Annotated in this window: 23 protein-coding genes; 18 read left to right on the top strand and 5 right to left on the bottom strand. The window is 67.9% G+C overall.

Annotation, left to right across the window (positions count from 1 at the left end; all coding sequences use genetic code 11):
• Nucleotides 1–117 precede the first annotated feature (117 nt).
• The 10 genes from ACGLHS_RS21710 (at nt 118) to ACGLHS_RS21665 (ending at nt 17,240) form a co-directional block, all read left to right on the top strand.
• A complete protein-coding gene (locus ACGLHS_RS21710; protein ID WP_394483117.1) occupies nt 118–1,605 on the top strand; it encodes a DUF4178 domain-containing protein in 1,488 nt (495 codons plus the stop codon).
• A gap of 45 nt (nt 1,606–1,650) precedes the next feature.
• Complete coding sequence (locus tag ACGLHS_RS21705; protein WP_019653703.1) at nt 1,651–1,869, top strand: DUF350 domain-containing protein; 219 nt, start codon at nt 1,651–1,653, stop codon at nt 1,867–1,869.
• A gap of 100 nt (nt 1,870–1,969) precedes the next feature.
• Entirely contained in the window at nt 1,970–3,517 is a 1,548-nt protein-coding gene (locus ACGLHS_RS21700) for a polyamine aminopropyltransferase (protein WP_394483114.1), read from the top strand.
• A gap of 7 nt (nt 3,518–3,524) precedes the next feature.
• Entirely contained in the window at nt 3,525–5,162 is a 1,638-nt protein-coding gene (locus tag ACGLHS_RS21695) for an FAD-dependent oxidoreductase (RefSeq protein WP_394483112.1), read from the top strand.
• A complete protein-coding gene (locus ACGLHS_RS21690) occupies nt 5,159–6,280 on the top strand; it encodes a saccharopine dehydrogenase family protein (RefSeq protein WP_394483110.1) in 1,122 nt (373 codons plus the stop codon). The genes ACGLHS_RS21695 and ACGLHS_RS21690 overlap by 4 nt, the downstream gene beginning before the upstream one ends.
• Entirely contained in the window at nt 6,277–6,654 is a 378-nt protein-coding gene (locus tag ACGLHS_RS21685; protein WP_394483108.1) for a DoxX-like family protein, read from the top strand. Before ACGLHS_RS21690 ends, ACGLHS_RS21685 begins: the two co-directional genes overlap by 4 nt.
• Nucleotides 6,651–7,127, top strand: a complete 477-nt coding sequence (locus ACGLHS_RS21680) for a DUF2269 domain-containing protein (RefSeq protein WP_093242370.1) — start codon at nt 6,651–6,653, stop codon at nt 7,125–7,127. Before ACGLHS_RS21685 ends, ACGLHS_RS21680 begins: the two co-directional genes overlap by 4 nt.
• Nucleotides 7,128–7,368: 241 nt before the next feature.
• Nucleotides 7,369–13,383 (top strand): alpha-2-macroglobulin, encoded by a 6,015-nt coding sequence (locus ACGLHS_RS21675; protein ID WP_394483106.1) that lies wholly within the window; start codon nt 7,369–7,371, stop codon nt 13,381–13,383.
• 71 nt (nt 13,384–13,454) lie between these two features.
• Nucleotides 13,455–15,812, top strand: a complete 2,358-nt coding sequence (gene pbpC, locus ACGLHS_RS21670; RefSeq protein ID WP_394483104.1) for a penicillin-binding protein 1C — start codon at nt 13,455–13,457, stop codon at nt 15,810–15,812.
• 75 nt (nt 15,813–15,887) lie between these two features.
• A complete protein-coding gene (locus ACGLHS_RS21665; RefSeq protein WP_394483102.1) occupies nt 15,888–17,240 on the top strand; it encodes an esterase-like activity of phytase family protein in 1,353 nt (450 codons plus the stop codon).
• 63 nt (nt 17,241–17,303) lie between these two features.
• Here ACGLHS_RS21665 and ACGLHS_RS21660 read toward each other — a convergent pair whose 3' ends face one another.
• The 5 genes from ACGLHS_RS21660 to ACGLHS_RS21640 form a co-directional block, all read right to left on the bottom strand.
• Nucleotides 17,304–17,840, bottom strand: coding sequence for a Mor transcription activator family protein (locus ACGLHS_RS21660; RefSeq protein ID WP_256327355.1), 537 nt, complete (start codon nt 17,838–17,840; stop codon nt 17,304–17,306).
• Nucleotides 17,841–17,929: 89 nt separating this feature from the next.
• Nucleotides 17,930–18,337, bottom strand: coding sequence for a hypothetical protein (locus ACGLHS_RS21655; protein WP_093242380.1), 408 nt, complete (start codon nt 18,335–18,337; stop codon nt 17,930–17,932).
• Nucleotides 18,334–18,549: a hypothetical protein gene (locus ACGLHS_RS21650; protein ID WP_394483099.1), complete on the bottom strand. Its 216-nt coding sequence runs from the start codon at nt 18,547–18,549 to the stop codon at nt 18,334–18,336. The genes ACGLHS_RS21655 and ACGLHS_RS21650 overlap by 4 nt, the downstream gene beginning before the upstream one ends.
• Before the next feature lie 32 nt (nt 18,550–18,581).
• Nucleotides 18,582–18,974: a hypothetical protein gene (locus tag ACGLHS_RS21645; RefSeq protein ID WP_093242387.1), complete on the bottom strand. Its 393-nt coding sequence runs from the start codon at nt 18,972–18,974 to the stop codon at nt 18,582–18,584.
• The gene (locus ACGLHS_RS21640; RefSeq protein ID WP_394483097.1) at nt 18,974–19,387 is read right to left on the bottom strand and encodes a hypothetical protein; all 414 of its coding nucleotides are present in this window, start codon (nt 19,385–19,387) and stop codon (nt 18,974–18,976) included. Before ACGLHS_RS21640 ends, ACGLHS_RS21645 begins: the two co-directional genes overlap by 1 nt.
• A gap of 83 nt (nt 19,388–19,470) precedes the next feature.
• Between ACGLHS_RS21640 and ACGLHS_RS21635 the strand changes: the two genes are divergently transcribed.
• From ACGLHS_RS21635 to ACGLHS_RS21600, 8 genes are all read left to right on the top strand, one after another.
• The gene (locus tag ACGLHS_RS21635; protein WP_394483095.1) at nt 19,471–20,193 is read left to right on the top strand and encodes an XRE family transcriptional regulator; all 723 of its coding nucleotides are present in this window, start codon (nt 19,471–19,473) and stop codon (nt 20,191–20,193) included.
• Between the two features lie 115 nt (nt 20,194–20,308).
• A complete protein-coding gene (locus ACGLHS_RS21630) occupies nt 20,309–20,884 on the top strand; it encodes a lysozyme (RefSeq protein ID WP_394483093.1) in 576 nt (191 codons plus the stop codon).
• On the top strand, nt 20,881–21,531 hold the full coding sequence (locus ACGLHS_RS21625) for a hypothetical protein (RefSeq protein ID WP_394483091.1): 651 nt from the start codon (nt 20,881–20,883) through the stop codon (nt 21,529–21,531). The genes ACGLHS_RS21630 and ACGLHS_RS21625 overlap by 4 nt, the downstream gene beginning before the upstream one ends.
• Nucleotides 21,528–21,797: a hypothetical protein gene (locus ACGLHS_RS21620; protein WP_256327358.1), complete on the top strand. Its 270-nt coding sequence runs from the start codon at nt 21,528–21,530 to the stop codon at nt 21,795–21,797. The genes ACGLHS_RS21625 and ACGLHS_RS21620 overlap by 4 nt, the downstream gene beginning before the upstream one ends.
• 160 nt (nt 21,798–21,957) lie before the next feature.
• Nucleotides 21,958–22,437 carry a hypothetical protein gene (locus ACGLHS_RS21615; protein ID WP_394483089.1) on the top strand — a complete coding sequence of 160 codons (480 nt, stop codon included), beginning with the start codon at nt 21,958–21,960 and terminating at the stop codon, nt 22,435–22,437.
• A gap of 68 nt (nt 22,438–22,505) precedes the next feature.
• Nucleotides 22,506–23,435 carry a hypothetical protein gene (locus ACGLHS_RS21610; protein ID WP_394483087.1) on the top strand — a complete coding sequence of 310 codons (930 nt, stop codon included), beginning with the start codon at nt 22,506–22,508 and terminating at the stop codon, nt 23,433–23,435.
• A gap of 43 nt (nt 23,436–23,478) precedes the next feature.
• The gene (locus tag ACGLHS_RS21605; protein WP_093242402.1) at nt 23,479–23,829 is read left to right on the top strand and encodes a hypothetical protein; all 351 of its coding nucleotides are present in this window, start codon (nt 23,479–23,481) and stop codon (nt 23,827–23,829) included.
• Between the two features lie 17 nt (nt 23,830–23,846).
• Entirely contained in the window at nt 23,847–24,197 is a 351-nt protein-coding gene (locus tag ACGLHS_RS21600) for a DUF1799 domain-containing protein (protein WP_394483084.1), read from the top strand.

The raw sequence follows: 24,197 nt of genomic DNA, 5'->3' as shown, positions 1-24,197 counted from the left end.
GCTTCGCGCGCTTCGTGTCGCCTCTCTTCCCCCCTTGCAGGGGGCGATACCAGCGGCCCGGCGTAGCCGGCTCCGCGGTGTCTCCCGCCTCGCTCGCCGTTTCTTCCGCAGCGCGCCATGGCTGAGGAAAACGGCAACCAACGCTACTACCGCGCGCCCTGCCCCGGCTGCGGCGCGCCGGTCGAATTCCGCTCGGCGCAATCGACGCACGCGGTCTGCCCCTATTGCCAGAGCACTGTCGTGCGCCAGGGCGACACGCTCGCGCGCACCGGCAAGATGGCCGAGCTGTTCGACGACTTCAGCCCGCTGCAGCTGTTCGCCGCCGGCCGCATCCAGGACAAGCCCTTCACGCTGATCGGCCGGCTGCAATACACCTACCCCGGCGGCCGCTGGACCGAGTGGATCGCCGCCCTCGACGGCGACCGCACCGGCGTGCTGAGCGAAGACAACGGCGCCTACGTCTTCGCCCTGCCCTTCGACCTGCAGCGCACCGCGCCGCCACCAGTCGACCTGCGCGTGGGTGCCACCAGCGCCTTCGCGGGCCAGAGCTACACCGTCACCTCGAACGAGCAGGTGGCGCTGACCTCCGCGCAGGGCGAGCTGCCACACCTGCCCGAGCTCGGCCGCGCGTTCGCGATGGTCGAGCTGCGCAACGACAAGGGGCTGGTGCTCAGCATCGACTACGGCACCGCGACGCCCACCGCGTACCTGGGCCGCTCGGTGCAGCTCGACGACCTGCAGCTCACCGGCCTGCGCGCCGAATCCGCCAAGGACGAAAAGGGCCGCAGCTTCAACTGCCCCAATTGCGGCTCGCCCGTCACCGTCAACCTGGCCGACAGCAAGAGCATCACCTGCGGCTCCTGCAACAGCATCATCGACCTGTCGCAAGGCATCGGCGGCGAGCTCAAGCACGCGACGCAGGACGAGCCCGTGCGCCCGCTCATCGCGCTCGGCACCATGGGCCAGCTGCAGGGCGCGCAGTGGCAGGTGGTCGGCTTCCAGCACCGCATGGGCACCGAGCCCGGCGACGACGAGCAGTTCGGCTGGGACGAATACCTGCTCTACAACGCCAAGCGCGGCTTCAGCTTCCTGGTCGATGCCGAAGACGGCTGGAGCCTGGTCAAGCCCACCACCGGCGCGCCGGTGATGGCCGAGAACGGCAGCACCGCCACCTACCTCAACAAGCGCTACCAGCAGCAGTACGCCTACAACGCCGAAACCAGCTACGTCGCGGGCGAGTTCTACTGGCAGGTCGAGCGCGGGCAGAAAACCTTCAACCGCGACTACGCCAGCGGCCCCGCGCTGCTGTCGATGGAGCGCTCGGCCAACGAGCTGACCTGGTCCTCGGGCATCAAGCTCGACAGCGGCGTCGTGGCCACGGCCTTCAAGCTCGACGCCAAGAAGGACATGTTCAAGCGCGGCGATGCGCTGCCCGTGAGTGCCGCCGCCTCGAAGCTGGGCTGCGGCACGATCATCATCATCGTCGTCGTGATCATCATCCTGCTGATCATCCTGAGCACCTGCAGCAGCGGTGGTTCCTCGAGCGGCTCGCGCAGCTCGGGCGGCTCGTACGGCGGCTATTCGAGCGGCGGCGGGCACAAATGAAGTACATCATGTCGGTGTCACTCACTACTACGACTGGAGGTCCCCATGGGATTTGAATGGCTGAAACCGGGCGTGGTCCTCGGATCGCTCGTGTACGCGCTGATCGGCGTGGTCATCTTCTGGCTCTGCTTCCTCATCATCGACAAGATCACGCCCTATGACCTGTGGGGCGAGATCGTCGAGAAGCAGAACGTGGCACTCGGGCTGGTGGTTGCCGCAATGAGCCTTGGCATCAGCATCATCGTCGCTGCGGCGATCCATTAGCCCTTCGACCTTGCACTTCGCTTTGCCACGTGCCGTTCGCCACCCCGCCAAGGGGCGGCGCGGTCTGCCTCGGCGCGGACCGGCGGCAACCGCCTGATCCATGGACACCCCTGCCAGTCCGCTGCCAGCCAAAGGCCCGCAGCCTGTTGAAATCGCCCTGCTCGCCAGCGTGTTCGTGGTTGCCGCCTGCGGGCTGGTCTACGAACTGAGCGCGGCGGCACTCAGTTCCTACCTGCTCGGCGACTCGGTGCTGCAGTTCAGCACCATCATCGGCACCTACCTGTTCGCGATGGGCGTGGGCTCCTGGCTCTCGCGCTACTTCGAGCGCCAGCTGCCCGCGCACTTCCTTCGCATCGAGTTGATGGTGGCGCTGATCGGTGGCGCGCTGCCGGCCATCCTGTTCCTGGCCAACGCCTACGTGCCGGGCGCCTTCCGGCTGCTGCTCTACGGCCTCGTGATGGTCGTCGGCACGCTGGTGGGCCTCGAGATCCCGCTGGTGATGCGCATCCTGAAGCGCAACATCGTGCTCAAGAACCTCGTGTCGCAGGTCCTGACCTTCGACTACCTCGGCGCGCTGGCGGTGTCGGTGGCGTTCCCGCTGGTCCTCGTGCCGCAGCTCGGCATGATCCGCACCGGCCTGCTGTTCGGCTTCATGAACGCTGCGGTCGCGGTGTGGGCGCTGTGGCTGTTTCGCCATGAGCTGCGCCGCATCGGCGCGCATGCGATGGCCTGCTTTCTGTCGCTGGCCGTGCTGCTCGGTGGCTTCATCGGCGCGGACCACATCACCACGCTGGCTGAAGACAAGTTCTACCAGGACCACATCGTGTTCAGCGCCACCTCGCCCTACCAGCGCATCGTGGTCACGCGCGGGCTGCTCGGGCACCGGCTCTTCCTGAACGGCAACCTGCAGTTCGCGGAGCGCGACGAGTACCGCTATCACGAGGCCCTGGTGCATCCGGTGATGGCAGCGCAGGGCGCGCCGAAGAAGGTCGCGGTGCTCGGCGGCGGCGACGGCATGGCGGTGCGCGAGATCCTCAAGTACCCCTCGGTCGAGTCGGTCACGCTGGTGGAGCTCGACCCGAACATGACGCAACTCTTCACCGCGCACGAAACGCTGGCGCGGCTCAACGGCCATTCGCTGTCGTCGCCCAAGGTGAAGATCATCAACACCGATGCCTTCCAGTGGCTGCAGCAGCCGGGTGACACCTACGACGTGATCGTGGTCGACTTTCCCGATCCGACCAACTTCGCCATCGGCAAGCTCTACACCAACAGCTTCTATGCGCTGCTCGAAAAGCGGCTGTCGGCCAGCGGCTACGCGGTGATCCAGACCACCTCGCCACTGGTGGCGCGCAAGAGCTTCTGGACCGTGGCGACCACCATCGAATCCGTCGGCCTGACTGCGACGCCGTACCACGCACACGTGCCGAGCTTTGGCGAATGGGGCTACATCATCGCCAGCCGCCGGCCCTACCGCATGCCCGATGCGCTGCCTGCAGGGCTGCGCTTTCTTTCGCCCGCCACTTTGCCGCTGATGTTCGACTTTCCGCTCGACATGGCGCGCGTGCCGACGGAAGTGAACCGCCTCTCGAACCAGATCCTCGTCACCACCTATGAGCAGGAGTGGGGCAAGGTGATGGCGCACTAGCCGCGTCATGCAGCGTCGCGAATTCCTCGGCGTGGCGGCAGGTGCGGCAGGCGCCTTCGCACTGGCCGGCTGCGAAGCACCACCACCGCCCATCGAAGGCGGTTTCACCGGCATCGACGTCACACGCGGCCATGCCATGCGCGACGGCGCGCTCAAGAGCCAGGTGCCCGCCGTCGTGAAGCGCACGCGCGTCGTGATCGCCGGCGGCGGCGTCGCCGGCCTCGCTGCCGCGCGCGCGTTGCGCCTTGCAGGCACCGAAGACTTCGCACTGCTCGAACTCGAAGACACCGCGGGCGGCAATGCGCGCGGCGGCATGGTCAACGGCATCGCCTGCCCGCTCGGCGCGCACTACCTGCCCGTGCCCGGCGACGACGCGCGCGAGGTGCAGGACCTGCTCGAAGAACTCGGCCTGCGCCGCCGCGTGGCCGGCCGCTGGACGTACGACGAATTCAACCTCTGCCACAGCCCGCAAGAGCGCCTGTACCTGCACGGCGAATGGCAGGACGGCCTGCTGCCCGTGCACGGCGTGGGCGAGGCCACGCTCGCCCAGTACCGCCAGTTCGCGCAGCGCATCGATGCGCTGCAGCATGCGGCGCACTTCGCCATTCCCACGCTCAAGGTCGCGGTCACCCCCGAGCTGCTGGCGCTCGATGCCCTCTCTTTCGCCAAATGGCTCGACAGCGAAGGCTTCAGCGACGTGCAGCTGCGCTGGTACCTCGACTACTGCTGCCGCGACGACTACGGCGCGGGCATCGACCACGTCTCCGCCTGGGCCGGCATCCATTACTTCGCGAGCCGGCACGGCTTTCATGCGCCCGGCGATCCCACGGGCAGCGTCAACGATTCGAGCCCCGAGCGCGACGGCATCCTCACCTGGCCCGAGGGCAACGGCTGGCTCACGCGGCAACTGGCCGCGCCGCTCGGCGACCGGCTGCACACGGGCCAGGTCGTCACGCGCATCGCCGACGTGCGCGGCGGCGTCGAGGTCGATGCGTGGGATGCCGCCACCAAGTCCCTCGTGCGCTGGCAGGCCGAGCGCTGCATCGTGGCGCTGCCGGTGTTCATCGCCGCGCGCGTGGTTGAGAACCCGCCGCCCGTGCTCACGAATGCTGCCGCGCATGTGCGCTACGCGCCGTGGCTGGTCGCCAACGTGCACGTGCGCGGCCCGCTGATCGACAAGCCCGGCGCCGCACCGAGCTGGGACAACGTGATCTACGGCACGCGCGGCCTCGGCTATGTCGATGCGCGCCACCAGACGCTCGACCCCACGCCGCGCGGCACCGTGCTGAGTTGGTATCGCCCGCTTGGCCCCAGCAGCTACGACACCACCGACGGCCGCCGCCTGCTGCTCGACCGCCCGTGGACCGGCTGGCGCGACGACCTGCTCGCCGAACTCTCGGTGCCGCATCCCGACCTGCCTTCGCTCGTCACGCGCATCGACATCACGCGCTACGGCCACGCCATGTCGATCCCCCGGCCGGGGCTGCTGGCGCAGATCGGCTCGCAGCGCAGCGCGCCGGATGCGGCGCATCGCGGCAGCGTCGTCGCGGGGCGGCTGTCGTTCGCGCATGCGGACTGGTCGGGCTATTCGATCTTCGAGGAGGCGTTCACGCGCGGGCACGTCGCGGGGACCCAGGCGGCATGATGAAGGCGCTGGTGCTCGGCGGCTACGGCAACTTCGGCGCACGCATCTGTCGCGCGCTGGCACCGAGCCCCGACATCGAACTGCTGGTGGGCGGCCGCGATCTCGAACGGGCAACCGCCTTTGCGCAAACCTTGGGTGGCCGTGCGCGCGGCGTTCGGGTCGATGCCCAGTCGCCCGACCTCGCGCAAGGGCTGGGCTACCTGGGCGTGGACCTCGTCATCCACACCGCAGGCCCGTTCCAGAACCAGGACTACCGCGTGCCTCAAGCCGTCGCAGCAGCCGGCGCGCACTACATCGACCTGGCCGATGGCCGTCGCTTCGTCTGCGACTTCCCCGCGGCGCTCGATGCCGCCTTTCGCGGCGCAGGCCGCACCGCAGTGGCCGGCGCGAGCACCGTGCCCGCGCTGTCGTCGGCGGTGGTCGACCATCTCGCTGCCGGCTGGCAAGGCATCCACAGCATCGACATCTGCATCGCGCCGGCGCAGGGCGCGCCGCGCGGCGAAGCAACGCTGGCCGGCGTGCTCGCTTACTGCGGCGAGCCGATCCGCGTCTGGCAGAACGGCCAATGGAACGAACAGCCCGGCTGGGCCGAACCGGTGAAGGTGCAGTTCGCTCGCATGAAGCCGCGCCGTGGCGCCTTGTGCGACATCCCCGACCTCGAGCTTTTTCCTGCGCGCTATGCCGGCGTGCAGTCGGTCATGTTCCGCGCGGCGCTCGAAGTGGGACTGGCACAGCGGGCCTTTGCCTTCATGGCGTTCATGCACCGCGTGGGCCTGCTGCCCGCGCCGCAAAAGTTGGCACCGCTGCTGCATTCGGCAGGCCGCGTGTTCGATGCGCTCGGCACGGCATTGGGCGGCATGGTGGTACGCGTGACGGGCACCGATGCGCAAGGCCGGGCAGCGCGGCGCGCATGGCACATCGCATCCGACGACAACCACGGCCCCGAGATCCCGTGCATGGCCGCCATCCTGCTGGCACGCCGCCTTGCACGCGGCGATGCATTGCCCACGGGTGCATACGCTTGCGCGGGCCTGCTCGCCCTGCCGGAATTCGAGCCCGAGTTCGCCCGCTGGGGCATGGTGACCGACCTCATCGACGAGGCGGCGCCAACGCCATGACCCGCACCGAAAGCGACGACCGCCTGCTGCGCCTGAGCCTCGTCGCGGTGTGGCTGGTGACGGCCATCGTCAGCATCGTGGAGCTGAATGGCCAGAGCCGGCAGGTGCTGGCCCAAGCCGGCATCGCATCGCCGCCATGGCTGGTGCAGTGGCTGATCGTCGGCGGTGCCGCGGCGGACCTCGCCGTCGGCCTTGCGCTCTGGCTGCGGCCCGGCCGTGCCAGCTACGCAGCCGCCCTTGCCTTGATGCTCGTCATGACCCTCGTGGCCACCGTGCTCCAGCCCACCTTGTGGCTGCACCCGCTCGGCCCGCTGCTCAAGAACCTGCCCATCGCCGCCCTGCTCTGGCATTTGTACCGACGCGCGACGCCATGAACACCTACCTCGTCCTCAAGTGGCTGCACATCGTCTCCAGCGTGCTGATGGTCGGCACGGGGCTGGGGTCGGCCTTCTACATGTTCTTCACCAACCGCAGCGGCAGCGTGCCGGCGCAGGCCGTCGTGAGCCGCCTGGTCGTGCGGGCCGACTGGTGGTTCACCACGCCCACCGTCATCCTCCAGCCGGTGACAGGCTTCGCGCTGGCGCATATGGCGGGCTGGCCGTTGTCGACGCCATGGCTGGCGCTGTCGCTCGGCCTGTTCGTGATCGCAGGCCTCTGCTGGCTGCCGGTGGTGTGGCTGCAGATCCGCATGGCGGCCCTCGCGGCCGAGGCGCACCGTGACGCCGCACCGCTGTCACCGCTCTACACGCGCTACCAGCTCTATTGGGAGTTGCTGGGCTACCCAGCCTTCGTGGCCATGGCCGCCGTCTTCTGGTTGATGGTGAACAAGCCCCAGCTTTCGTTCTGAATGACGGGGCGCGCTCACACCGGCAGCGCTCATCGTGCACAGGGCGCCGGGTGCTCCCCGCAGCGAAATAGAGGAGGAGGCCGCGGGCCGGGGACATTCGCGGAGGGGAGCACCCGGTGCCCTGCGCACACGCCCTGAATGCCTGCGTGCGGTTTTCACGCAGACTTCACACACAGCGCCATCTCTTCACAGATCGGCAGCACACTGCCGAACGCCTACAAAAACACTTGGGGGAGCTTCCATGCTTCAAGTCGCCAATCGAAAACTCGCATCGCTGAGCGATGTGCTCTTCACCGGCCTGGGCCGTGTGCTCGGTTTTCTGCGTCCGCTGGCCCGCGGACTCATCGGCTCCTGGCGAGCCCCGGGCTGGCTGCGCATCATCGGCGCATTCCTTCTCTTCGGCCTGCAATGGCTGCAGCAGCGCCTCGCATGGCTGGTGCTGCTCGCGCTGCTGGCGCTGGCCGGTTGGGCGGCGAGCCCGCATCTGCTGAAGTGGTGGCACGGCCTCACGCCGGACCGCGTCGAGCCCATCGTCGCCACCGCGAAGCTGGAGCCGCCGCAACGCACGCAGATCGAAAACGACAAGGGCCCCAACCCCGTCGTCATCAACTTCTCGGCCTCCGTGGCGCCCATCGCGCGCATCGGGCAAGAGGCGACCGGCATCACCATCGAGCCCGCCGTGGCAGGCCGCTGGACATGGACCAAGCAGAACCGGCTCGAGTTTCTGCCCGCGCAGGACTGGCCCATCGGCCAGCCATACAAGGTGCAGTTCGCCGGCAATGCGCTCGCGCCGCACATCGAGATGGAACTGCGCAAGTACGAGTTCACCTCGCCCGAGTTCAGCGCACGCATCGGCGGCGCCGAGTTCTACCAAGACCCGGTGCAGGCCAACGTGCGCCGTGCCCTCTTCCAGGTGCGCTTCTCGCACCCCGTCAACACCGCCGAGTTCGAAAAGCGCCTGGTGCTGACCTACGACCAACCCTGCGGCTCCTCGATCTTCAGCGTGGGCAAGTGCGCCAGCGAGAAGTTCACCGTGAGCTACGACAAGCTGCGCCTTGCCGCCACCGTCCAGTCGGAGCCCCTGCCGATTCCCGAGAAGACGCGCCCGGTCGTGCTCAGCCTCACGGCCGGCGCGGTGGCGCAAAAGGGCGGCCCCGCCCAGCGCGGCGACGTCTCGCGCGCCGTCGACATCCCTGGCCTCTTCAGCCTCGACATCTCCAGCGTCGAGCCCACCATCGTCACCGGCGAAAACGGCGAGCCCGAGCACGTGATGCACGTCACCGCCTCGATGCCCGTGCACGAGCGCGAAATGGCGCGCGTGGTGCAAGCCTGGCTGCTGCCGGCCACGGAAGACCCGAAGGGCGATCCGGAAGACAAGTTCGACTGGTCGGCCGCCTCCTCGAAGATCACCGACGCCGTGCTGCGCCGCGCAAAGAAGATCAACCTGCAGCCCATCGCCAGCGAACGCGAAGTGACCGAGATGGTCAGCTTCCGCATGCCCCAGGCCGAGGGCGGGCGCTACCTGCTGGTGCGCGTGGCCAAGGGCCTGAAGACGCCGGGTGGCTACCAGCTAGGCAACGCGCGGCAAGACGTGCTGCTGCTCAAGACCTTCGCGCCCGAACTCACCATCATGAGCCAGGGCTCGCTGCTCGCGCTGTCGGGCGAGCGCAAGCTGCCGATCCTGGTGCGCGACCTGCCGGGCATCCGCCTTGAAATCGGCCGCCTGCTGCCGCAGCAGCTGCAGCACCTGGTCACGCAGACCAACGGCGACTTCGCGCATCCGCAGTTCAACGGCGGCCTGCAGTCGGACGACCTCGTCGACCGCTTCCAGAAAGAGATCCCGCTCAGCATCCCCGCCGGCAAGGCGCACTACGAAACCGTCGACTTCGCCGAGTACCTGCGCAGCGACGTGGCCGACCGGCGCGGCGTCTTCCTGCTCAAGGTGCAGGGCTACGACCCCAAGGCCAAGAAGAAGCCCGAGGGCGATGCCGCGCAGGCCCAACCCGAGGAAGATCAGCAACAGGAAGACCAGCAGTCTTCCGACGATGAGGGCAACCCCGAGAGCGGCAACCCCGAAGATCAGAAAGACCAGCGCCTGGTGCTCGTCACCGACCTGGGCATCGTCGCCAAGAAGTCGCTCGACGGCACGCGCGACGTGTTCGTGCAGAGCATCGCCAACGGCCAGCCCGTGGCCGGTGCGCTGGTCGAGGTGTGGGGCCGCAACGGCATGATCGTCGCGTCGCAATCCACCGACGCCACGGGCGCCGCCAAGTTGCCCAACCTGGCCGGCTACCAGCGCGAGAAGGCGCCCGTGGTGCTGGTCGTGCGCAAGGACGGCGACCTGAGCTTCCTGCCCTTCAACCGCAGCGACCGCACGCTCGACATCTCGCGCTTCGACGTCGGCGGCCTGCGCGCGGCCGGCGTGCCGAACCAGATGACGGCGTACGTGTTCAGCGACCGAGGCATCTACCGCCCCGGCGACACCATGCACATCGCGATGATGGTGAAGGCCGGCAACTGGGGCACCTCGCTGCGCGACCTGCCGCTCGAAGCCGAGATCATCGATGCGCGCGGCCTCAGCGTGCGCCGCGAGAAGCTCAAGCTCGGCCCCGGCGGCGCGGCGGAAATCGCCCACACCACGCAAGACACTTCGCCCACCGGCAACTACACCGTCAACCTCTACCTGCCGCGCGAGTCTTCGCCAGGCACGCCCGAGGTCGCGGGTCTGCTCATCGGCAGCACCACCGTGAAGGTGCAGGAGTTCTTGCCCGACCGCACCAAGGTCGTGGCCAAGCTCAGCAGCGAGATCGCCGAAGGCTGGGTGAGCCCCAAGGACTTGAAGGCGCTGATCGATGTGCAGAACCTCTTCGGCACGCCCGCGCCCGACCGCAAGGTCGAAGGCACGCTCACGCTGAGCCCGGGCTTCCCGGTGTTCCGCGCCTTCACCGACTACGCCTTCTTCGACCCGCAGCGCGCCACCGAAAAGCAGGTCGACGACCTGGGCAGCGTGCAGACCAGCGCCGACGGCAAGGCCGAGTTCGACCTGCGCCTGTCGCGCTTCGACGCCGCCACCTACCAGGTGCACGTGCTGGCCAAGGCCTTCGAGCCCGAGGGCGGGCGCAGCGTCTCGGCCGAGGCGCAGACGCTGGTGAGCGACATGCCCTACCTCGTGGGCGTGAAGGTCGACGGCGACACCAGCTACGTGAGCAAGGGCGCCGCGCGCAACGCCACCGTGATCGCCATCGACGCGAAGGCCAAGAAGACGGCCGTGGCCGACCTGAAGATCGAGCGCGTCGAGCGCAAGGTGCTGTCGGTGCTCATCAAGCAGGACAACGGCCTGTACCGCTACGAGTCGCGCAAGAAGGAAATCGTGATCGACACGAAGCCCTTCGCGCTTGCCGCAAACGGCAACACCGTGGCGCTCGATACCGGCGCGCCCGGCAACTTCGCCTACGTGGTGCGCAACGCCGAAGGCATGGAGCTGAACCGCGTCGAGTACAGCGTGGCGGGCAACGCCAACGTCTCGCGCTCGCTCGACCGCAATGCCGAGCTGCAGCTCACGCTCGACCGCAAGGACTACGAGCCAGGGCAAGAGATCGAGGTGAGCATCCGCGCGCCGTACGTCGGTGCCGGCCTCATCACCATCGAGCGCGACAAGGTCTACGCCCATGCGTGGTTCAAGACCGACAAGACCGCCTCGGTGCAGAAGATCACGCTGCCCAAGGACTTCGAAGGCACCGGCTACATCAACGTGCACTTCGTGCGCGACCCGGCCTCGGACGAGGTCTACATGAGCCCGCTGTCGTACGGCATCGTGCCCTTCGCCACCGCGCTGACGAAACGCACCGCCAACCTGCAGCTCACCAGCACCGAGCTGGTGAAGCCGGGGCAGACGGTGAAGATGAAGCTCACCAGCGACAAGCCCACGCGCGCCGTGCTGTTCGCGGTGGACGAAGGCATCCTGCAGGTGGCGCGCTACAAGACGCCCGACCCGCTCAAGCACTTCTTCCAGAAGCGCGCGCTCGAAGTCGGCACCTTGCAGACGCTCGACCTGATCCTGCCGGAGTTCAAGAAGCTCATGCAGGGCGCCGCCCCCGGCGGTGACGGCGAAGGCGAACTCGGCAAGCATCTGAACCCGTTCAAGCGCAAGCGCGACAAGCCGGTGGCCTACTGGTCGGGGCTGGTCGACGTCAACGGCAGCCGCGAGTTCAGCTACACCGTGCCCGAGAGCTTCAACGGCAGCCTGCGCGTGATGGCCGTGGCCGTGAACGACGAGACCACCGCTGCCAAGAGCACCCGCACCGTGGTGCGGGGCGACATGGTGATCTTGCCGAACGCACCGCTGGCCATGGCGCCCGGCGACACCGTCGAAGTGGGCGTGGGCCTTGCCAACAACATCGTGGGCTCGGGCAAGGAGGCGCCCATCGCGCTCACGCTCACCGCCTCGGGCGGGCTCGAAGTGGTGGGCGACGCCACGCAGACGCTCAAGGTCAACGAGCGCGGCGAGGCCAGCACCAAGTTCAACGTGCGCGCCAAGCCGGGCGAGCAGGCGGTGCTGGGCTCTTCCGCGCTGGTGTTCACATCGACGCACAAGAACTTCAGCGCGCGCCTGTCGACCGAAGTGAGCGTGCGGCCCGCATCGCCCTTCGTCACGCTGGTGCAGGCCGGCAGCTTCCAGCGCGCGGGCGAATTGAGCAGCCAGGCCGACCTGTACCCGAACTTCCGCCAGAGCGATGTGGCGGTATCGGCTGCGCCGTGGGCCTTCGCGACCGGCCTCATGCAGTACCTGGAGGCCTACCCGCACGGCTGCACCGAGCAGATCACCAGCCAGACCTTCCCGGCCGTGCTGCTGAGCAGCCGCCCCGAGCTGGTCAAGGAAATGGCGCGCGGCCGCACGGCCGAACAGGGCCCGATGCCCGAGGCGCGCAAGACCTTCGAGCGCTACCTCGTGCAACTGCGCGCACGGCAGACCGCCGACGGCGGCTTCTCGCTGTGGCCCGGTGCCGGCACCGACGCCTTTGCCACGCTCTACGCGGTGCACCTGCTGATCGAGGCGAAAGACCACAAGCTGCCGGTGCCGCAAGACCTGCTGCAAAAGGCCAACACCTACCTGCAAGGCTGGCTCGGCAGCGGCGACACCACGCTCGACGGCTGGCGCCAGCGCACGCAGGCGGCCTACCTGCTCACGCGCCAGGGCATCATCGCGCCGGCCGCGCTGGCCAACCTGCGCGAAGCCTGGCGCAACAAGCAGACGCAAGGCTGGAGCGACGACCTCGGCGCTGTGTACCTTGCCGCGAGCTACCAGCTCGTGAAGCAGGAACAGGTGGCCAACGAGCTGCTCAATCCGGTGTGGTCCGACCTGCTCACGCGCACCGAGAAGAACACGCGCCGCAACGTCTGGGGCGCCTACTACGACCCACTGGTGCACGACAGCATGATGCTGCACCTGGTGGCGCGGCACTTCCCCTCGCGCCTGAAGACTCTCAAGCCGGCGGTGTGGGAGCGCATGGGCGCGATGGTGCGCGACGGCTGGTACAACAGCCTGTCGTCGGCCTCGATGCTGCTGGCGGTCGATTCGTACTTCGAGGCCGTGGGGCAGAACGTCGAAGGCAAGCTCACGGCGCAGACCGTCAATGCGCAGGGCCAGGCGGCAGCGCTTGCATTGGGCGCGGTCAACCCGATCACGCGCGCTGGCGTGCCGGCCGGCACCGCCAAGCTGAAGCTGTCGAACGACAGCGACTTCAACCTCTACTACAGCTGGGCCGAGCAGGGCTTCGAGCGCAACGTGCCCGCCACGCCGGTGAACCAGGGCCTCGAGATCTTCCATGAGGTGCTCGATGCCAAGGGCAATCCGGTCACCAAGGTCAAGCTCGGCGACGAGGTCACGGTGCGGGTGCGCGTGCGCAGCCTGGAGCGTGCGCAACTCAACGACGTGGCGCTGGTCGACGTGCTGCCCGGCGGGCTCGAGCCGGTGCTGCAGGCCGTGGGCGACGACGACGATGCCAACGCCGATGCGCCGATCTGGAAGAAGCGGCTCGGTGGCGGCGGCTCGTGGAAGGTGCAGTACGCCGACATCCGCGAAGACCGCGTGGTGTTCTACGGCAGCGTCAACAAGGACCTGCTCGAAGTGACCTACAAGGCGCGCGCCACCAACGTGGGCGACTTCGTGGTGCCCGCGGCCTATGGCGAGGCGATGTACGACCGGCGCGTGTTCTCGCGCTCGGCGGGCGCGCGCTTCCAGGTGGTGGGGAATTGATCATGACGTGCCCGGGTCTTGTCCCCTCTCCCGCTTGCGGGAGAGGGCCAGGGTGAGGGTGCAGCGCCACCATGACCACCGTGCCCGATCCGTCGTTGCCGCCCTCACCCCAACCCTCTCCCAAAGGGAGAGGGAGGAAGACGGTCATCGCCTTCGCAGTCGTCGTCGTGTTGCTCGCGCTGCTGCGCTTGTGGCCGCACGCGCCGCTCGGCGAAACCATCGGCAGCTCGCGCGCTGTGTACGCGCAGGGCGGCGAGCTGCTGCGCCTCACGCTCGCGGGCGACGAGCAATACCGGCTGTGGGTGCCGCTCGATCGCATCTCGCCCACGCTGGTCGACGCGGTGCTGCTCTATGAAGACCGGCGCTTCTACATGCACCCCGGCGTCAACCCCGCCGCGCTGGTGCGCAGTGCATGGCGCATTGCCAGTGGCGAGCGTCGGCAGGGCGGCTCGACGCTCACCATGCAGCTCGCGCGGCGCGTCTATGGCATCGACAGCCGCACTGCCATGGGCAAGATCGCGCAGATCGGCGCGGCGCTGTGGCTCGAAGCGCGCTTCGGCAAGCGCGAGATATTGGAGGCCTACCTCAACACCGCGCCCTACGGCGGCAACATCGAAGGCGTGCAGGCCGCGAGCCTGATCTACTTTCGAAAGGACGCCGCCAAGCTCAGCCTGCCCGAGGCGTTGACGCTCGCGGTGATTCCGCAGAACCCCGTCAAGCGCATCGCCGAGCGCGGCCGCAATGCCGAGCTGCAGGCGGCGCGCGAACGCCTGTGGGCGCTGTGGGCCGAGCGCGACCCCACTGCAAAGCAGCATGCGCCCGATGCACAGCTCGCGCTGTCGGCGCAGTCGCGCGGAAGCCTCCCCTTTCTTGCGCCGCACGCCACCGACATGCTGCTCGCGCAGGAGCGCGGCGTGCTCGAAGTGCACGCCACCCTCGACCTGCGCATGCAGGCCACGCTCGAACGCGTGATGGCCCAGTACCTGCGCACGCACGCCGACGTGGGCATGACCAACGCGAGCGCCCTGCTGCTCGACGCCTCGACCATGCAGGTGCGCGCGATGATCGGCTCGGCCGATTTCCGCAGCGACGCCATCGCGGGCCAGGTCAACGGCGTGCTGGCCAAGCGCTCGCCGGGCTCCACGCTCAAGCCCTTCATCTATGCGCTGGCGCTCGACCAGGGGCTGCTGCATCCGAAGACCATGCTGAAGGACGCACCGACCTCCTTCGGCCCCTACACGCCCGAGAACTTCGACCATCGCTTCGCCGGGCCCCTGTCAGCGCAGGATGCGTTGATCCGCAGCCGCAACATTCCGGCCGTGGCCGTGGCGGCGAAGCTCTCGAAGCCGGGGCTCTACGACTTCATGCGGCTCGCGGGCGTGCAGAAGCTGCAGAGCGAATCGCACTACGGCCTGGCCTTGGTGCTGGGCGGCGGCGAGGTCACGCCCGAAGAGCTGGCGGGCCTCTATGCCACGCTGGCCAACGGCGGCATCTCACAGCCCATCCGCTACACGCAGCCCGCGCCCGACGAGCGGCCCGCGCAGCCGTTGCGCCTGCTGAGCGAAGAGGCATCGTTCATCACGCTCGACATGCTGCGCCACACGCCGCGCCCCGACACGACGTTGCCCGCGCGCCCCGCCATCGCATGGAAGACGGGCACCTCGTGGGGCTTTCGCGATGCGTGGACGGCCGGCGTGTTCGGCCGCCATGTGCTGGTGGTGTGGGTCGGCAATTTCGATGGCAGCAGCAACCCCGCGCTGGTGGGTGTCGACGCGGCCGCGCCGCTGTTCCTGCGCATGGTCGATGCGTTGCGTGCCGAGCGGCTCGACCCCGGCGAGGTCGCGACGCGGCAGCCGCCCGACCTGCGGCAGGTCGAGGTCTGTGCCGCCACCGGTGGCCTGCCCGATGCGCTGTGCCCGGTGCGCACCACCACGTGGTTCATCGCCGGCAAGTCGCCGATCCAGGTCAGCAACCTGCACCGCGCGGTGTGGGTCGACGAGACGACGGGCAAGGTGGTCTGCGGCCCGCAGCCGAACGCGCGCCAGCAGGTGGTGGAGCAATGGGGCAGCGACATGCGCCGCCTGTTCCGCCAGGCCGGCCTGCCGCGCGCGAGCGCACCGGCCGACGGCTGCGAGAAAGATGGCAACGCGCCCGAGAGCGCGCCGCTCATCACCTCGCCGCTGCGCGGCGTGCGCCACACGCTGCGCGTGAAGAAGCCCGAGCCCCTGGTGTTGCGCGCCGAGGCCGCGGCCGGCACGCAGACGATCTACTGGTTTGCCGACGATGCATTGATCGGCCGTGCCGCACCGGGCGAAGGCATCACGTGGATGCCCGACCTTGCGGAATCGGGCCGGCGTTATGTGCTGCGCGCGGTCGATGACCAGGGGCGCGCGGAGTCGCGCGAGGTCACGGTCGACATCGCACCTTGACCTGAAAGGATGTCACGGCTGCGTCATGCCCTCCCGGCATGGTCACGCGTTTTCGACTTGACACCTTTCCCGTACATGACGCGCCTTGCCTCCCTCTCTTTCATCGCCCTTGCCGCCGCACTTGCATGCGGCAGCGTGACGGCCCAGACCGCCTTCCCCTCCACGCTCGCCGGCCACGCCGTGCTGCCCGCGCAGAGCTTCGTGGCCGCACCGAAGGACGCACCGGCCGACCTGCAGGTCAGCGGCAAGTTCACGACGCCCAAGCGCGTCGAGGCGGTGGGCAGCGTCGAAGGCCTGTCGGCCGGACGGCCCACCGGCGTGTCGCTGCCCTTCAAGGGCCAGCCGCTGCAGGGCCACTCGGGCATCAAGAAGATGGACGACGACAGCTTCTGGATCCTGACCGACAACGGCGCGGGCACCAAGGCCAACTCGCCCGACTTCATGCTCTACCTGAGCCACTACAAGGTGGACTTCAAGAGCGGCAAGTTCAATCGCCTGAACACGATCTTTCTGCACGACCCCGACAAGAAGGTGCCGTTTCGCATCGTTCACGAAGGCACCAAGCAGCGCTACCTGACGGGCTCGGACTTCGACCCCGAGAGCTTCCAGTTTGCCGGCGGCGCGCTGTGGATCGGCGAAGAGTTCGGCCCCTTCCTCATCAAGGCCGACCTCAAGGGCAAGGTGCTCGCCGTGTTCGACACGCTGGTCGACGGCAAGGCCGTGCGCTCGCCCGACCATCCGGCCGTGACCACGCCGGGCGCACCGGGCGGTGCGGTCGAGTTCCAGGTCAAGCGCTCCAAGGGCTTCGAGGGCATGGCCGCGTCGAAGGACGGCAGCAAGCTCTATGCGCTGCTCGAAGGCCCGGTGTGGAACGCCGAGGCCAAGGACTACGAAAAGGTCGAAGGCAAGGAAGCGCTTCGCGTGCTGGAGTTCGACGTGGCCACCGAGAAGTGGACGGGCCGCCACTGGAAGTACGTGCTCGAAGCGAATGGCAACGCCATCGGCGACTTCAACATGATCGACGGCACCGCGGGCCTTATCATCGAGCGCGACAACGGCGAAGGCACGCCCGACAAGGCCTGCCCCGAAGGCCAGAAGCGCACCGACTGCTTCCATGACATCGCCAGGTTCAAGCGCGTCTACAAGGTCGAGCTGACCGATGCGAACGTGGGCGGCCCGGTGCGCAAGATCGGCTACATCGACCTGCTGAACATCGCCGATCCGAACAAGCTCGCGCGCAAGCCGCTGAACGACGGCGTGCTCAAGTTCCCGTTCTTCACGATCGAGAACGTCGACGTGGTCGATGCCACGCACATCGTGGTGGGCAACGACAACAACCTGCCCTTCTCCAGCAGCCGCGAGCCGAACAAGGCGGACGACAACGAACTGGTGCTGCTCGAAGCGGGCGCGCTGCTGCAGGCGAAGTAACGAACGGGCCACAGCCCACGGGCCCCGCGCACGCACACGCGGCGCGAGGCCCCGCCACTGGTTCTAGAACGCGATGTCCGCGACGATGCGCGCCACCTGCCGTTCGACCAGTTGATGTTCTGCCGCCAGCGCGCGCACCGACTTGCCGGTGCTGAAGTCCGTGCGGATCTGCTCGTTGCGGATGGCGTCGAAGGCGCGTTGTGCCTTCGGCAGCACGAAGCGCAGGCCGGTGCCGTCGACCGCGTACTCCGCACTCAGCGCGCGCAGCTTGTCGAGGCCGATCAGCCCCGCGAACGGATGGTCGGGTGCCGGGTGCGCGGGGATGTAGATCCGCAGGCCGCCATAGCGCTCGATCAGCCGCAAGGTGGCGGGCAGCCCGATCAGCCGCACGAACTCGCGCAGCCGGGGCGGCAGCAGTTCGGTGGCCAGCGCGGCAGCGGCCTGCCGCAGGCCGGTGCCTCGTTGCGACGGCGAAGGTGGTGGCGGCGCGATGTCGCGGGATGGCGGCGACACGGGGCTTGCGAATTCAGGCGTGCCCATGCGTCGGCCATGGGTGGCGTCTTTCCAGTAACCAGGATGGTGTGCGACGGCTTCTTGCATGGTGTGTCCTCTCAGGCGTTGACGTTGTCGGCGGCGTTGCACTTGCCGGGCAGGAGCCCGGGCGGTGGCGATGGACGGCGTGCCGCCGCTCATCGCGAGGTTCCCCAGTAGCCGCTGCGGTGGCCGAGCAGCAGGCTCGGGATGCGGGCGAAGTCCATCGCGCCGGGGCGAACGACCGTGGTGACTTCGGGCGTGTAGACGCTGGTGTCCAGGCGCAGCACCCGGCGTGCCGCCGCGATGCGTGCGGCCAGCGGGCCGGGGCCCTGCTTCCAGCGCGACTGGCCGCCGACCGTCACGCGGTGGACGTGTCCGCAGTCGGCCAGCCTAGCCAGTTGCTGGCGCAGCACCGCGCCGCCGGGTTCGGGCTGGTAGCCCTCGACGCACCGGGCCAGCATGCCTTCGAGCTCCTTCGCGGAGGCGGCCTCGTGCGCTTCGAGGTGCGTGGCAACGGCGCGCTGCACCTGGCCGGCCAGTGGGGAATCGGGTGTCGTCTTCATGCGTCGTCTTCCTCGTTCGTTGCGGGGCCGCCGAAGGTGTCGAGCACCCGGCGGGCGATGCGGTCGGTGCGGGCCTTGCCGGCCCCGTATTTGCCGCTGCCGTTGAGCACCTGGCTCACCGCGGCGGGGCTCAGGTGCAGTTGCGCGGCGACCTCGGAGCGCTTGCGTTCGGCGCAGGCGTTGCGCAGCAGGGCGAACCAGGGCTCGCTCATATAAGAAGTGGTGCAAGGTTCGGCCGCACTGGTCATCGAGCGCCTCCGTGCGGCACAGGCGGCGTGGCACCGATGTCGCGCAACAGGGCGTAGCGCTTCAGCCCATCCACGCGGCGGGCATCGACGCGCACAGCCTGCGGGCATTGCCGCGACCAGGACAGCATGAGCGCACCGGCCTGGCGGCGGCCCAGCGCGATGTCGTCGTCGGTGTCGGCCAGCAGCAGCGCGGCGGCTTCGTCGGCCGTCAGCGCGCGGCGGATGCGCAGCAGGTTCCACAGGCGGGTGGCGAACGGATCTGCGTGGCGCACGACCGCATCGGGGGCGGCGGTGGGCGTGCTCGTTTCGCCCTGGGCCGCTTCGGCGCGGCGGTCTGCCAGCGCCATCAGCGCCTTGGCGACGAACCATTCGGATGTGCTGTTTTCCATCACACGCCTCCTGCCGGGCGCACGCGGCCAGCGGTTTCGACAAAGCTCTTTTTCACCGTACGTTTCTCCTCGCTTGTGGCACTGCCCGGTTCATTGGCCTGCCCGGTGAAGGCCGCAACCTTCTTCGGGCACTCTTCAAACATCCCTGTTTCTTCGTCTTGCCCGCGGTGCGCCAACCTTGAGGGGCGGACCAGGGACCGTTGCACGGCAACCCGCGGACGGTGCAGAACTGCATCGAAATGCGCGTATCCGTGTTCTTTTGCCAACTTGGATGGGTTGGTTTCACTCATTTGCAGTGCTTCTTTAACCTGAACAGGGTGCCAAGCCATCAAAATATCTTGTTTTGTGTCTATGGCTTCGATTATGCACATCAAACAGGTTTTTGCAACTGTGAAGAACATAAAAACCAACATTTACACGTTGCCAGACACAAGATGGGTTGTAAAAAGACCTCTGTGTGTCTAGCATGTGCGCGTTCGCACAAATCAAAGTTATCGTGACGTCGCAAATCAACACTCCGCCCGACGACACCCTGGTGAAGGCCCGCGTGGGCGAGCTGGCCCTCGCGCAAGGCGCGCGGGTGCGCGACCTGCGCAAGCAGAAGGGGCTTACCATCGACGACCTCGCCCAGCGCAGCGGGCTGCACTTCAATACGGTGGGCCGCATCGAGCGCGGCGTGAGCGACGCCAGCCTCGAGCAGCTGTACGTGATGGCGCTGGCGCTGGGGGTCGATCCTTCCGAGCTCAACCCGTTTCAGCCTGCCAACCCGCCGAGCGAACTGTCGAGCGGGCTGGACGACGAGGTCTTCGTGCTGGTCGAGTTGCTCGACGTGCGCGTGAGCGCCGGCAGCGGCGCCATCAACGGTTCGCAGGAACACATGGGCCGCTTCGCGTTCAGCCGTTCATGGATGGCGCGCAAGGGCGTGAAGCCGGCGCATGCGCGCATCGTCCACGCGCGCGGCGACTCGATGGCCGACAAGATCAACAACGGCGACATCCTGCTGGTCGATACCGCCACCAAGTCGCTCGACCAGGACGGCGTGTACGTCATCCAGCTCGACGGCCACGACTACGTGAAGGTGCTGCAGCGCGACTTCTCCACCGGCGGGCTGCAGATCATCAGCTACAACCCCGCGTACAAGCCGCAGGTGCTGAGCGCCGACCAGGCCGCCGAGCTGCACATCAGCGGCCGCGTCGTCTGGCACGGCGGCGAAATCTGAGGCTGCGCGACAGGCGTCGCAAGACACGGATTACGGGGCACGACGCGCCCTGAAAAAAAGGGGCCGGCTCATGTCGGCCTCAGTCATTTGAGCCCTTCGCCCGACCATTCGGGTCATGGGCAAAGACACCTCTCGAACCTTCCTTTTCAATGCGCGCCGCGCGCGTGAGCGGGGCCAGGCACCACGCCAATTGCTCGCCGTGCTCGCGCTCAGCGCGGCGGGGCTGATCGGCATCGTCGCGCGCGAAGGCTACAGCGACAAGGCGTACCCCGACCCCGTGCACGGCACGGCCGTGCCGACCATCGGCTTCGGCACCACCGGCGGCGTGCGCATGGGCGACACCACCACGCCCGTGCCCGCGTTGCAGCGCGCGCTGCGCGACGTGCAGGCCTACGAGAGCGAGATCAAGCAATGCGTGAAGGTGCCACTGCACCAGCACGAGTACGACGCGTACGTGAGCCTGGCCTACAACATCGGCGCGTCCAACTTCTGCACCGGCGGCCAGAAGGGCCGCACGTCGGTGCTCGTGCAGCGGCTCAACGCCGGTGACTACGCGGGCGCGTGCAACGCCATCCTCGGCTGGAAGTACGTGGGCAAGACCGACTGCTCGGCGCCCGGCAACAAGACCTGTGCCGGTATCTGGAAAGACCGCCTCAAGCTGCATGCGCAGTGCATGGGGAACGCGCCATGAACCTCACAGCAAGGCTCTGGCTGGGCCTGTTCGCCGGTGTCGTGATGGCGTTGCTGCTCGCGGCCGCAGGGTTCGCGCTGCACGGCGCCGGCCGCATGCAGGAGCGCGCCCTCTGGCAGCAGAAAGAAGCGCAGCGCGCAACGCAACTCGCGCAAGACCTGCAGGCCGAGTACGAGCGCGGCCGTGCCGCGTCGGCGCAATACCAGCTCGGCGCGAGCGCCTTGCAGGCCCGCTATCTCTCCCTCGAAGGCCCGACCCATGATCTACGTCAGCGCGTTTCTCTTGTCCTTCCTCCTGCTGTTCCTGATCGCCGCGCTCAGCGGCCTGCCGGTGCTGCGCCGTCTGCAGCGCCCGGACCGCATGCGGATGCTGCGCCGCCTGGCGACGCACAGCGCGACGCTGTCGGCGGCCCTCATCGCCTCAGCCTTGCTGCTGTCTGGCTGTGGAACAGCGCCCTTGCGGGCACCGACGTACCCGCGGGTGCCTGCGGACTTGCTGACACCTCCAGCGAAGCCTGTGCTGCTGATGCCGGCCTCACGGTCGACGACGCCTGGACCAACCACGACATCAACGCCCGCTCTTGCGCCGTGGACCGGCTCCGGCACCGCGCGCTGATCGAGTTCCTTACAGAAAGACCCGCCCCATGAGCGACCTCCACGAACGCACGCAAGAGCTGCTGCTGCTCGGTCAGATCCACGGCCTGGTGCAGGCCCTGAAGGACGGACAGGACCGGCAGAACCGCCGCATGGACGGCTTCGACACCCGCTTCGACGCACTCGATGGCCGGCTGCGTTCGGTCGAGCAGCGCGCCGCGGTGTTCGGTGCCGCATCGGGCGGCGCGATGGCCATCGGCACGGCGCTGCTCGCAGAGGCCGTCAAGCAGTGGTTTCGCAACGGGCCCGGTGTCAATTGACGCGAGGGGCCGGCGGATGTCGGCCTCAGCCCATCGGGCCTTCGCCGCGAAAGTTCATACACCGACTCACCCACCCATTCATTCACCCATCAACGAAGCGATCGATGCACTTCCTCAACAGCAAGCGCCAGTCCTCGCACCCAACGAACGGAGCCCAGGCATGAGCCGTCTCGACACCCTTCGCAGCGCCATCGTGCAGACGCTGAACGCCGTGCCGCAGATCGGCCGCGTTCACGATCGCGAGCGTTCCCTGGCCGACGAAGCCGCGCTGCGTGCGCTCTTCCTGCATGACCTGCCGGGCGGTGGCCAGCAACTGCGCGGCTGGTGGCTGCGCCGCACCGCCACCGAAGAGCGCAGCGTCAACAGCGGCCGCACGATGAGCGTCGACAGCTGGACCGTGCACGGCTATCTCGCGTTCGACGACGCCGCGGCTTCGGAGCACGTCTTCGACGCGCTCATCGAAGACATCCGCGACGCCGTGCGCGCCGACCTCACCTTCGGCGGCGCATGCGCCACCGGACCGCTCACCGACGACAAGCGCACCGACGGCGTGCAGGTCGACGGCACCGGCCTCGTCAGCTTCTGCGGTGTGCGCTGTCATGGCGTCGCGCTGCAGCTGCGGACCTGGCGCTACCTCTGACTGCCAGCGAGCAGGTCTTTTCTTTCTTTTTTCGACAACCCAACCAACCACCAACGGAGAACGCCGACATGGCAAAACTCATGCGCAAGATGGCCATCCTGGCCAAGGCTGAAACGACACGCGGCACCGACGCCCTGCCCACCGGCGCGGCCAATGCGATCCTGGTCAGCGAAGTCACGCTGACCCCCATCGAAGGCGACGTCGTCCAGCGCGACAACGTGCGCCCGTACTTTGGCTCGCGCGGCTCCGTGCTGGTCACGCAGTACAGCAAGATCGCCTTCTCGGTCGAGATCGCCGGCGTTGCAGCAGCGGGCGACGTGCCCGGCTACGCCGCGCTGATGCGCGGCTGTGCCATCGCCGTCAACACCGCCGCGGGCGTCAGCACCACCTTCACGCCGGCCACGGATGCGCTGGAGTCGCTCACCATCTACGGCAACGTCGACGGCACCGTCTACAAGATGACCGACGCGCACGGCAACGTGAAGGCCACCATCAATGCCAAGGGCATTCCGAAGTGGCAGTTCGAGTTCACCGGCCTGTTCGTGCCCGCCGAAGACGCACCGCTGCCCGTGGCCGACTACACCAAGTTCATGGACCCGCTGGGCGTGAACAAGGCCAACACCACGCTCACGCTCGACGGCCTCGGCGTGGCCGCCAACGCCTTCGCCTTCGACGCCGGCAACACCGTCGTCAAGCGCGACCTGATGACCGTCGATGCCGTCGACATCACCGCGCGCGTGTCGACCGGCTCCGTCACCTTCGAGAACACCTCGGTCGCCACCAAGGACTGGATCGGCATGGCGCGTGCCAGCCAGCGCGTGAACCTGGCGCTCAAGCATGGCCAGGGCGCAAGCAACGTCGTCGAGTTCCTGTCGCCGCGCGCGCAGATCGGCAAGCCGACCTTCAGCGACGTCGACGGCGTGCAGATGACCACCGTGCCGCTCGAGTTCGTGCCCACCGGCGCGGGCAACGACGAGTGGTCGATCGTCGTTCGCTGAGCTTCGTCACCGGCACCACCACACCACAGAGGAACAGACAGAGATGCCCCAGAAACTCAAGATCGCCGTCAAGCCGACTTTCGTCGCACCGGTGCTGATGCGCGTGCCCGGTGACGGCCAGGTCGAAGAGGTGCGGTTCAGTGCCGTCTTCAAGCGTCTGACCAAGAGCGAGAACGACACGCTGCAATCGCGCCTGGAAGCCCGCACCCTGACCGACAAGGACCTGCTCGACATGGTGCTGGCCGACTGGAAGGACCTGGAAGGCGACGACGGCGCGCCCTACATCTGCACGGCCGAGAACCGCGCCGCGGCGGTGGAGGAATGGACCGGCTTCGAAGCCGCCATTGCCTACAGCTACTTCGAGCACGCCTACCCGGCCGCGGTAAAAAACTGAGAGGCGCCGCGCGCCTTGTGCTCGGAGCAGAGCATCGCGTCCACGACGAGCTGGACGACGAGCTCCGCAGCCAGTGCGCGTCGCTCGGTCTCGACCCGAAGAAGCTCGTCTCTTCGACAGCCAGCGGCGGCGGCCCGCCACCCTTCGAGCTATGGCCGGAGCACCAGGAAGCATTCGAGGTGTTCCATGCCTGCCGAACGCAGTGGCGGGTCGTCGCGGGGGCAGCGGGCGCGTGGTTCCAGGGGCTCGACTTCGGCGCGGTCGACGTGGCGATGAGGCGCCTGGGTATTCCGCGTGCGCGACAGCGTGAAGTGTTCCTGCAGCTGCAGGTGATGGAAGACGAAGGCATCGCGATGCTGAACGTCTAG

The organism is Variovorax sp. VaC1 (genome assembly GCF_043658315.1).
Taxonomy (GTDB): Bacteria; Pseudomonadota; Gammaproteobacteria; order Burkholderiales; family Burkholderiaceae_C; genus Variovorax.
Note: the sequence above shows the minus strand (reverse complement) of the source record. Positions and strands in the feature narration are given on the sequence as shown.

Coding starts and splice junctions, on each gene's coding strand:
- ACGLHS_RS21710 (WP_394483117.1), top strand. CDS start 118: ATGGCTGAGGAAAACGGCAACCAACGCTACTACCGCGCGCCCTGCCCC.
- ACGLHS_RS21705 (WP_019653703.1), top strand. CDS start 1,651: ATGGGATTTGAATGGCTGAAACCGGGCGTGGTCCTCGGATCGCTCGTG.
- ACGLHS_RS21700 (WP_394483114.1), top strand. CDS start 1,970: ATGGACACCCCTGCCAGTCCGCTGCCAGCCAAAGGCCCGCAGCCTGTT.
- ACGLHS_RS21695 (WP_394483112.1), top strand. CDS start 3,525: ATGCAGCGTCGCGAATTCCTCGGCGTGGCGGCAGGTGCGGCAGGCGCC.
- ACGLHS_RS21690 (WP_394483110.1), top strand. CDS start 5,159: ATGATGAAGGCGCTGGTGCTCGGCGGCTACGGCAACTTCGGCGCACGC.
- ACGLHS_RS21685 (WP_394483108.1), top strand. CDS start 6,277: ATGACCCGCACCGAAAGCGACGACCGCCTGCTGCGCCTGAGCCTCGTC.
- ACGLHS_RS21680 (WP_093242370.1), top strand. CDS start 6,651: ATGAACACCTACCTCGTCCTCAAGTGGCTGCACATCGTCTCCAGCGTG.
- ACGLHS_RS21675 (WP_394483106.1), top strand. CDS start 7,369: ATGCTTCAAGTCGCCAATCGAAAACTCGCATCGCTGAGCGATGTGCTC.
- pbpC (WP_394483104.1), top strand. CDS start 13,455: ATGACCACCGTGCCCGATCCGTCGTTGCCGCCCTCACCCCAACCCTCT.
- ACGLHS_RS21665 (WP_394483102.1), top strand. CDS start 15,888: ATGACGCGCCTTGCCTCCCTCTCTTTCATCGCCCTTGCCGCCGCACTT.
- ACGLHS_RS21660 (WP_256327355.1), bottom strand. CDS start 17,840: ATGCAAGAAGCCGTCGCACACCATCCTGGTTACTGGAAAGACGCCACC.
- ACGLHS_RS21655 (WP_093242380.1), bottom strand. CDS start 18,337: ATGAAGACGACACCCGATTCCCCACTGGCCGGCCAGGTGCAGCGCGCC.
- ACGLHS_RS21650 (WP_394483099.1), bottom strand. CDS start 18,549: ATGAGCGAGCCCTGGTTCGCCCTGCTGCGCAACGCCTGCGCCGAACGC.
- ACGLHS_RS21645 (WP_093242387.1), bottom strand. CDS start 18,974: ATGGAAAACAGCACATCCGAATGGTTCGTCGCCAAGGCGCTGATGGCG.
- ACGLHS_RS21640 (WP_394483097.1), bottom strand. CDS start 19,387: ATGTTGGTTTTTATGTTCTTCACAGTTGCAAAAACCTGTTTGATGTGC.
- ACGLHS_RS21630 (WP_394483093.1), top strand. CDS start 20,309: ATGGGCAAAGACACCTCTCGAACCTTCCTTTTCAATGCGCGCCGCGCG.
- ACGLHS_RS21625 (WP_394483091.1), top strand. CDS start 20,881: ATGAACCTCACAGCAAGGCTCTGGCTGGGCCTGTTCGCCGGTGTCGTG.
- ACGLHS_RS21620 (WP_256327358.1), top strand. CDS start 21,528: ATGAGCGACCTCCACGAACGCACGCAAGAGCTGCTGCTGCTCGGTCAG.
- ACGLHS_RS21615 (WP_394483089.1), top strand. CDS start 21,958: ATGAGCCGTCTCGACACCCTTCGCAGCGCCATCGTGCAGACGCTGAAC.
- ACGLHS_RS21610 (WP_394483087.1), top strand. CDS start 22,506: ATGGCAAAACTCATGCGCAAGATGGCCATCCTGGCCAAGGCTGAAACG.
- ACGLHS_RS21605 (WP_093242402.1), top strand. CDS start 23,479: ATGCCCCAGAAACTCAAGATCGCCGTCAAGCCGACTTTCGTCGCACCG.